We start from the raw sequence: 4,123 nt of genomic DNA, 5'->3' as shown, positions 1-4,123 counted from the left end.
TCAACGCCTTATGTCGGAAATCGTACGTCAGTGATACTAGCATCGATACGGCCTCAACGAAAAAACTAAACCAAAAACCCTCTTGTCCCCATCATGTCTACGTCGTATACTTTGTCCCATTGGTCTACGCTGTAGACAATGAAGGGGATTCTATAAGGAGGAATTCAGATGAACGAAAACAGTGAGGTCAAGGGCGCTTTCACGCGCCGTAACTTCATGAAGGGCGCACTGGCCGCAGCAGCCGCCATGGGCGTTGGCGCCGTCGCTTCCGGCTGTGGATCGACAGGCGGAAGCGACAAGAAAGACGTGGCAGCAACGGCCGAAAACACCGCAACCGCCGACTACCAGAACATCTACAAAGATGGCGTGAGCCTTATGCCTTCGCGCAAGGCCCCGTGCCCCGGCCCCCGTGGCCCGGTGGCCTTTGAGTCGCGCGAAATCGCCGCGAGCGAAATCAAGCGCACCGAAGACTTCGACGTCGTCGTCGTTGGCGCTGGCGTTGGCGGCCTTATCGCCGGCCTGAAAGCGGCCGACATGGGCGCGAACGTGCTGATTCTTGAAAAGATGACCCGCGGCCGCGCTTGCTTCGAGGCCTTCGGCGCCGTGAACGCGAAGTGCCAGGAAGGCACCGAAATCGACAAGACTGCGCTGCTCGATGAAATCTACCGCTCCGCGTACTACCGCACCCGCCCCGAGCCTGCACGCGTCTACGTCGACCGTTCGGGTGAGGCGACCGATTTCTGGCAGGAAATGCTCGACAAGGGCGCCAACGGTTTCGTAATCACCAAAGTCGAGCAGCAGCCGTCCACTTCGGGCTTCCCGGCGACCACGCCCCTCATCGACACCGAGCTCGGCTTCTACGATTCGCCGGCCCTGCCGCCCGATGTCAGCGTTCGTCCGGGCCTTTCCGGCGTGTACGTCTGCCTCGAAATGCAGGATGTCGCTAAAACCGCTTACGATACCGTTGACCTGCGCTTCTCTACGCCCGCAGTGCAGCTTACAACTGGGTCCGACGGCAGCGTGACCGGCGTTATCGCCCGCGACGCAGACGGCTACTTCCAGGCCAACGCGAGCAAGGGCGTCATTCTCGCCACGGGCGGCTACGACGCTAACCCCGAGATGATGCAGGCTTGGACGCGCGTCGAAGATTACGCATATTCCAGCTGGTGGAACCCCGCATGGGGCACCACGGGCGATGGCCATATGATGGGCTTGGCGATTGGCGCCCAGATGGACCCCATTACGCACCCTGTCATGAACTTCCGTTGGGGCACCCCCGACTCGTTCGCCGATTTCCGCACGTGGGCCGCAATCTCCCTGGGCATTCTCGTCAATGGCCGCGGCAAGCGCTTCGTTCGCGAAGACGCCCCATTCCAGGCTGTCTCGAACGCCCAGAACGCCCAGCCTGGCTACGGCAAGAACTGCTGGTACATCTTCGATGAGGGCATGATTACGGGCATGGAAGATGCCATCGACGAGTTCAAGCAGAAGGGCTGGCTGTTCGAGGGTGCTTCCGTGGAAGAGCTTGCCAACGCCGCCGGCATCGACGCGGAAGGCTTAAAGGCCGAGCTCGATCGCTACATGGCGTTCTGCACGGCCGGCAAAGATGAAGACTTCGGCCGCGACGTGAAGATGACCGCGCCGTTCACCGGCGGCCGTCTGTTCGCTTTCACCACGAATTCGAACGTCCTCGCCACCGTGGGCGGCCTGTGCATCGACGAGAACTGCAGTGTTCTCGACGTGAAAGACAATCCCATCAAAGGCCTGTTCGCATGCGGAAACGCTTCCGGCAGCTTCTTCAGCGGCAACTACCCGCGCCACATTCCTGGCACTTCAATCGGCCGCGCCGTCACTTTCGGCTACGTGGCTGCTGAAAGCGCCGTGAATGGCACGCTGGGCAAGGGCGCCAAAATCGACGGCAACATTCCTGAGCTGGCCGTGTATGGCGAAGGCGACCCCGTAACCGACGACCAGCGCAAGTCGTTCGAGAGCATGGGCGTTTGGGATCCGTACAACCCGATTCACGGCTCGAGCCTCGACTACACCCCCGAGCAGCTCGGCGGCATTCCCAACGCATGCGACAACTGCCACGAATACGCCCAGGGCAAGCCCACCGTCGGTGATAGCATGACCTGGAAAGCCGACAAGTAGTCGCCTGCCAAGCTAACCCTCCAACCCCTCCCAAAACCTCTCTTTAAGGCCGAACGATTCGGACCGCGCCTCGCTTGCTGGAGCGCGGTCCGGCGAATCTTAGGCAAACGAAAAGCCGACTCTGGAACCTTCCGGGGTCGGTTTTTCGTTTTTCGTCCGAAAAAGACGTAGCTCGTTGGGAATAGGGCGGAAAAAGGGGGGCTTCGCGCTCAAACAATGCGCACTCTATGGCCTGAACTCGCTTGCAGAGTTAGCCTTATGCTGCCCAAGACTTTCACGAGCACCCCAGGCGCCACATGTATGAGAATACGACACGAATAATCTTGCACTTCAAAGGAAACGCCTGCTCAGGATGTGTAAATTCGATACGCCACCCTGAATGACTTTAAGAATGCGCCTCGTCGTAGAGCTCTTGGATGCCTTCCGGCAAGCCGTCGCGCAGCATTGTCTTGAGACGATCTTCGCCTCCGTCGTGAAGCGCAGTTTCGTAGTACCAGCACTTGAACTTCACCATCGCAAGCGCTTTCTGCAGCCGTGCGATTTCTCCTTCGGCCTGCGTGCGTCGCACCTCGAACAGCTCCTTGCGGGCAGCGTAGGACGAGGGGCCTTCTTGCGCCATCGCGACAAACTTCTTGATGTCTTTAATTTCGAGGCCCGTTTTCTTCAAGCAATCGATGATGCGCAGCAATTCAAGCTCATCCTCGTCGAATTGCCGTTTACCTCGCGCGCATCAGATTGGAGAAGAGCCCTTCTTTGTCGTAGTAACGAAGCGTGGAAACCGGAATAGCGAACATTTCAGACACTTGTCCGATTGTAAACATGTCGATTCCCTTCAAAAAGTCCTTGACCTAAAGCCAGGTTTAGGTTCTACGGTTGATTCACTCTATCAAGCAAGCCCATAGGATGAGAGGGAAAACCATATGCTCGGAACCTTCACGTACCACAATCCAACCAAGATTTACTTCGGCCCCAATGCGCTTGAGGGGCTCGCGGACGAGCTCACGAAATACGGCCCAAACGTCGTACTTGTCTACGGCGGCGGCTCCATCAAGAAAAACGGCGTATATGACCAGGTAGCCGCCGTTTTGAACGCCACTGGTAAAAACGTGACTGAGATTGCCGGCGTCATGCCGAACCCTACCGTCGAAAAGCTTCGCGAGGGCGTTGCCGTGGCGAAGGCGGCCAGCGCCGATCTGATTTTGGCAGTAGGCGGCGGCTCGGTGTGCGACTATTCCAAAGCGGTGTCGGTTTCAGCGAACTGCGACGAGGACCCCTGGGAGAAATACTTCGTTCGCTTCGAGGAGCCGAGCTGCCCCGTTGTTCCCGTGGGATGCGTGCTCACCATGGCTGGCACGGGTTCGGAAATGAACGCGGGCGCCGTAATCACCGACCATGCCGCCAAGCTTAAGGTGGGCCACGTTTTCGCGAACAGCGACGTGATGCCTAAGTTTTCAATCCTCAACCCCGAATTCACTTTGAGCCTGCCGCATAGGCAGGTCGTGGCCGGTATCTACGACGCGTTCAATCATATTTGCGAGCAGTATTTCAGCGGCAGCGACGACAACGTGAGCGACAGCATCGCCGAGAGCCTTATGCGCAGCATAGTCGAGAACGGCCGCATCGCCGCAAACGACGACCAGAATTACGAAGCGCGCAGCAACATCATGTGGGCGGCGACCTGGGCGCTAAACACGCTCATTGCCAAAGGAAAACCCACCGATTGGATGGTTCACATGCTCGGACAGGGCGTGGGGGCCGTGACCGACGCGACCCACGGCATGACGCTTTCCGCCGTGAGCCTTCCGTACTATCGCTTCATCATGGATGCCGGGTTGCCGAAATTCGCACGTTTCGCGACGCACGTGTGGGGAATCAACCCTGTGGGTAAAAGCGAACGCGAGCTCGCCGAAGCGGGCCTTTCGGCAATGGAAGCGTGGATGCGTGAACTGGGTGTTGCGATGAATCTCGCGGA

Annotated in this window: 4 protein-coding genes; 2 read left to right on the top strand and 2 right to left on the bottom strand. The window is 58.5% G+C overall.

Annotated features, from left to right (window positions below; genetic code table 11):
- The first annotated feature begins 168 nt into the window (after positions 1 to 168).
- On the top strand, positions 169 to 2,151 hold the full coding sequence (locus tag ACWI8T_RS08720; RefSeq protein ID WP_449138665.1) for an FAD-dependent oxidoreductase: 1,983 nt from the start codon (positions 169 to 171) through the stop codon (positions 2,149 to 2,151).
- 385 nt (positions 2,152 to 2,536) lie between these two features.
- On the opposite strand, the gene ACWI8T_RS08715 is transcribed toward ACWI8T_RS08720, so the two are convergent.
- Complete coding sequence (locus tag ACWI8T_RS08715) at positions 2,537 to 2,839, bottom strand: hypothetical protein (protein WP_418862893.1); 303 nt, start codon at positions 2,837 to 2,839, stop codon at positions 2,537 to 2,539.
- A gap of 28 nt (positions 2,840 to 2,867) precedes the next feature.
- Positions 2,868 to 2,972, bottom strand: coding sequence for a MerR family DNA-binding transcriptional regulator (locus ACWI8T_RS08710; protein ID WP_449138664.1), 105 nt, complete (start codon positions 2,970 to 2,972; stop codon positions 2,868 to 2,870).
- Positions 2,973 to 3,071: 99 nt separating this feature from the next.
- On the opposite strand from ACWI8T_RS08710, the gene ACWI8T_RS08705 reads away from it, so the two are divergent.
- Positions 3,072 to 4,123 (top strand): iron-containing alcohol dehydrogenase (locus ACWI8T_RS08705; RefSeq protein ID WP_449138663.1); only part of this gene is annotated, 1,052 nt, incomplete at its 3' end.

It is taken from the genome of Slackia sp. (genome assembly GCF_977041755.1).
This window is presented reverse-complemented; position numbering and strand designations above follow the sequence as displayed.

Bases quoted from the DNA above. Each gene is read 5' to 3' on its own strand.
- ACWI8T_RS08720 (WP_449138665.1), top strand. From the start codon at position 169: ATGAACGAAAACAGTGAGGTCAAGGGCGCTTTCACGCGCCGTAACTTC.
- ACWI8T_RS08710 (WP_449138664.1), bottom strand. From the start codon at position 2,972: ATGTTTACAATCGGACAAGTGTCTGAAATGTTCGCTATTCCGGTTTCC.